Origin of the sequence: Faecalibacterium sp. (assembly GCF_052358865.1) — a bacterium.
GTDB lineage: Bacteria > Bacillota > Clostridia > Oscillospirales > Ruminococcaceae > Faecalibacterium > Faecalibacterium butyricigenerans.
Genome location: NZ_DAWCVJ010000122.1, coordinates 1 through 4,386 on the forward strand (window position 1 = coordinate 1; position 4,386 = coordinate 4,386).

Genomic DNA, 4,386 nt, shown 5'->3' on the forward strand with positions numbered 1-4,386 from the left:
GCCCGGTACTTGCCTTCGACCAGAATCCGGACGAGTTCGTCCGACACCCGCATCACCTGCGTGACCTCGGCCACGACGCCATAAGTATAGAGGTCGGCGGACTTGGGCTCTTCGACCTTCATCTCCTTCTGCGCCACGAGGAAGACGTCCGAGTTGTTGCTGACGGCCCACTCCACGGCGGCGATGCTCTTCTCGCGGCCCACCTCGAAGTGGAGCAGATTGTTGGGGAAGACCACCAACCCGCGCAGGGCGATGGCCGGAAGATGGAGAACGCTCCGCTCCACCTTGACCGTAACTTTTTCAGACATAGTGCAAAACCTCCCAGCCGTCCCTCGGATGCGAGTCACCCATAAGGGCGGCTTTTTTGTAGGGTCAAATCAAATCTATCATTTTATTATAGCGAAAAACTTCTTTCGATGCAACTATTCAGCGCTTTTCCCGGGTGTTGTAGCCCAGCCGCCCCAGTGCGGGGAGGATGGCTTTGAGGGTCAGGGATGTGAGCGCGCCCATGATAAGGCCCAGCACCAGCATCACCGGCGCATAATAGAGCGACATCGCCGAGGACAGGATGAGTCCTGCGCCGAGCAACTGACCGACATTGTGGGCCAGTGCGCCGCAGACCGACAGGATGAACCATGTGGGCTGGAACGGGAGCTTATAGTAAAGCACCCACATCACCAGCAGGGACAGCAGCCCGCCGCAGAGGGAGAGAAAACCTGCCGTTCCCCCGGAGACGAGAAAGACGAACAGCGCCTTGAGCAGGTCGAGATACAGCGCCTGCCGCACTCCCATGAAAAACAGTGCATACATCACCACGATGTTCGCAAGGCCCAGCTTCATGCCCGGCGCAAGGCCCGGGATGACCAGCGTGCCCTCGAGAAAGGAAAGGGCCATTGCCAGCGCAAACAGCAGGCCAGAAAGTGCGATCTCGTGTGTTTTCTTCGGATCATGATCTCGGTTTGCCATTGGCTCTCCCCCTTTGTGCCGCAGCTTATTCTTCGCCTGCAGACTGTTCGTATTGCTCCTGCTCCTCGACAGCGGCTTCCCACGCGGCAAAAAGCTCGTCCTGATGGAAGCGAAGGTCGCTCAGCTCGTCGCTTTTTTCCCGCAGGAGCTGCGGGTCGTTGTAGACCTCCGGCGAGTTGATCTCGTTTTCCAGCTCCACTTCCCGGGCGCCGCAGGCCTCCATCTCATCCTCGCAGGCTTTGATCTTGGCGCGCAGCTCTGCCCGGCGGCGGCGCTGTTCCTTGCCGTAGCCTGCCTTAGCAGGCTCGCCGCTCTTCTCTGCCACGGGGGCAGGAGCGGCGCGGCCCATCAGAGCATCGTAGCTAGGATAAATAACCGCTTTGCCGTCCTCAAGATAGAGGATGGGGCAGGCCAGACTGTTCATCAGATGACGGTCATGGGTGACAAGGAGCAGCGTGCCGGTGTAGGCCATCAGCGCCTCGGTCAGATTTTCGCGGGTGTAGATGTCCAAGTGGTTGGTCGGCTCGTCGAGGAAAAGCAGATTCGGCCGTTCCAGCACGATCTCCGCGAAGCGCAGACGGGCCAGTTCGCCGCCGGACAGGGCTTCGCAGGGCTTGAAGACCGTCTCGCCCCGGAAGCCCAGCTTCGCCAGATGGCTGCGGACTTCCAATTCGGTCATTCGGGGGTATTTATTCCAGATGACGTCGATGACGCGGCCTGCGCCGATGCGGTTCTGCTGCTGGGCAAAGATGCTGGGCCGTGCGCCCGTCCCCAGACGCACCATACCGCCGGAGGGACGGCGCTTGCCGTCCAGCACTTGCATCAGGGTGGACTTGCCCGCGCCATTGGGTCCGGCGATGATGAGCCGCTGGCCGCGGCAGACCGTATAGGTAAAGGGTTCCAGCAGAGTCCGGTCGCCGATCTTGATGGTCAGGTTCTTGAGCAGCACCAGCTCATTCCACGGTTCTACGTCGTATTCGAAGCGGAATTTGAGCTGATTCGTCTCGTCCTGCGGAGCCTCTGTGATCTCCAGCTTCTCCAGCTGTTTGCGGCGGCTCTGGGCCATCTTGGTGGTGGAGGCGCGGACGAGGTTGCGGTCGATGTAGTCCTGCAGCTTTTCAGCCAGCGCCACATCGGCGTCGTGCTGCTTCTGGCGCAGGGCGTCAGCGGCTTCCTTTTGGGGCAGGTAGGCCGAAAAGTTGCCCTTATAGGTGGTCATGGTCTGGAAGGAGACCTCCCAGATCTTGGTACAGACATTGTCGAGGAAATAGCGGTCGTGGCTGACCACAAGGACCGCACCGGAGTAGCCCTTGAGGTAGCTTTCCAGCCATTCCATCGTGGCAAAATCCAAGTGGTTGGTCGGCTCGTCCAGAATAAGGACATCCGGCTTTTCCAGCAAGAGCTTTGCCAGACGCAGACGGGTCAGCTCACCGCCGGACAGAACGCCCACGTTCTTGCCCCATGTATCCTGCGCAAAGCCCATGCCAGACAGCACCTTTTTGATGTTGACGTCCATGTTGTAGCCGTCGGCTGCGTCGATGATGTTTTGCAGTGCATCGTGCTTTTCCAGCAGCGAAGGGTCATTTGGAGCGGCCGCCATCTTCTTTTCCAAAATCTGCATCTGGGCCATCGCGTCCAGCACAGGGGCAAAGGAAGAGCGCATCTCCCCGTAAATATCAAGTGTCGTGTCAAGCTTTGCGTTCTGTTCCAGATAGCCCAGCGTCACGCCGTGGGTCACACTGAATTCCCCGTCATAGTCGGTGTAAACGCCGGTCAGGATCTTGAGGAGCGTCGTCTTGCCCGCGCCGTTCTGACCCACGATGCCGATGCGGTCTTCCTTTTCTACACTGGCGCTCACGTCGTGCAGGACGACCTTTTCGCCAAAGCTCTTTCCGAGTTTTTCCAAATGAATCAGCATAATAATCTTCCGTGTTCTTTTCCAGTAGGGGTGGATACGGACGTCCCGCCGCCGTTACGGCTGATGGCGGCGGTGCTTGAGGCCGAGGTTTGCCAGCTCTTCCGGCTCCATCACCAGAGGATACAGCTCTTCCAGTGAGGCGATCTCGTAGGTGGGTGTCACCTTGCCCGGGTTCTCTGCATGGCCGGGATTGAACCAGCAGGTGTCAAGACCTGCATTCACGCCGCCCTGAATGTCGCTGGTGAGGCTGTCGCCCACCACCAGAACGTGCTCCCGGTTTTCCACGCCCAGTGCGCGAAGAGCAGCGTCAAAGATGCGGCGACTGGGCTTTTCGCTGTCCAGCTTCTCAGAGACAAAGACGTCCTCAAGGTAGTTCCGGATGCCCGACTCCGCCACCCGGCGGCTCTGTACCTTCTCGAAGCCGTTGGTCACGACCGCCAGCGTCGCCACCTCCGAAAGCTCGCCGAGGACATCCAGCACATTGGAGGTCATCAGGTCGGGGTGGGTGGATAGGCGCTCGAGGTAGCAGCGGTTCATCTCCACGCCATCGCCTGCTGCATTGATGGCCTTGAGGAAGCGGGTAAAACGCTCCCCCATCAGCTTATCGCGGCGGATCTGGCCTTTTTCCAGCTGACGCCACAGCTCTTCGTTGATGGTGCGGTAGGTCTGCACCGTCTCGGCGTCCGGCTCGATGCCATATTCCACCAGCGTTTCAGCCAGAGCCTTGCTTTCGGCAGCGTCGAAATTCAGAAGCGTATTGTCCGCATCGAAGAGGATGCAATAGTATTTTGCCATTTGTCTTTCCCTTCTCTATCATTTTTTCGTGCAGCCCGCCGCTCAAAAGCGGGCGCGGCAACGGCTGCGGTTTGAGAACAGCGAGAAGCCAGCCCCGCCCGGCAGAGCTGGCTTCTCGTAATTTTTATCCTTCCAGCGTCATTTCATAAGCTTCCTCGTCAGACTGCTCCGGTAGATTGCCGCCGCAGTCCGGCTCCGGCTTACAGGAGCACTCTTTTGCGATGCACTTCGCCATCTGCTCCTCCGTCACGCCGTTCTCGATATTCTCCCAGTCCATGTCGTAGTAATCCACGCTGCCGTCCGTCACATCTTCTGCACCGGGCAGCCCGGGAACTCGCATTTCTTCACAGACCATCGGCTCGCCTCCTCTCGGCCCAGCCTATGCAGCCGGACGCAGAAGGGTGAAACTTATTCTGCCTTGCTCTCGGTTTCCTTGCTGGCAGAGGCCTCGGACTTGGATTCCGCCTTGGACTCCGAGCTGGACTCGGCTTTGGACTCCGGCTTCGATTCCGACTCTGCCTTGGAACTGCCCGACGTGCTGGACGATGCAGACGAGGAGCTGCTGGTGCTGTGGGAGGAGCTGCTGCCGGAACTGCCCGAGCTTGCAGAGGAAGACGAAGCGGATGTACTGCCGGAAGAACCGGCATTGGACGAGGACGAGCTGCTGGCAGGAGCAGACTCGCTGGACACACCGCTGCCGATGGTGA

Annotated in this window: 6 protein-coding genes; 1 reads left to right on the top strand and 5 read right to left on the bottom strand. The window is 59.2% G+C overall.

Features of this window, described 5'->3' with window-relative positions; all coding sequences use genetic code 11:
• The 5 genes from ACT8X9_RS12855 to ACT8X9_RS12875 all read right to left on the bottom strand — a co-directional run.
• On the bottom strand, nucleotides 1–308 hold a 308-nt coding region (locus ACT8X9_RS12855), incomplete at its 3' end, for an LON peptidase substrate-binding domain-containing protein (protein ID WP_444269254.1).
• Between the two features lie 118 nt (nucleotides 309–426).
• The gene (locus ACT8X9_RS12860; RefSeq protein ID WP_227620865.1) at nucleotides 427–966 is read right to left on the bottom strand and encodes a Gx transporter family protein; all 540 of its coding nucleotides are present in this window, start codon (nucleotides 964–966) and stop codon (nucleotides 427–429) included.
• 25 nt (nucleotides 967–991) lie between these two features.
• A complete protein-coding gene (locus ACT8X9_RS12865; RefSeq protein WP_444269255.1) occupies nucleotides 992–2,884 on the bottom strand; it encodes an ABC-F family ATP-binding cassette domain-containing protein in 1,893 nt (630 codons plus the stop codon).
• 54 nt (nucleotides 2,885–2,938) lie between these two features.
• On the bottom strand, nucleotides 2,939–3,679 hold the full coding sequence (locus ACT8X9_RS12870; protein WP_227620867.1) for a YjjG family noncanonical pyrimidine nucleotidase: 741 nt from the start codon (nucleotides 3,677–3,679) through the stop codon (nucleotides 2,939–2,941).
• A 124-nt stretch (nucleotides 3,680–3,803) separates the two neighbouring features.
• Entirely contained in the window at nucleotides 3,804–4,034 is a 231-nt protein-coding gene (locus ACT8X9_RS12875) for a hypothetical protein (RefSeq protein WP_444269256.1), read from the bottom strand.
• Between the two features lie 99 nt (nucleotides 4,035–4,133).
• Here ACT8X9_RS12875 and ACT8X9_RS12880 point away from each other — a divergent pair.
• Nucleotides 4,134–4,386, top strand: a 253-nt coding sequence (locus ACT8X9_RS12880; protein WP_444269257.1) for a hypothetical protein, incomplete at its 3' end; no start/stop codon positions are given.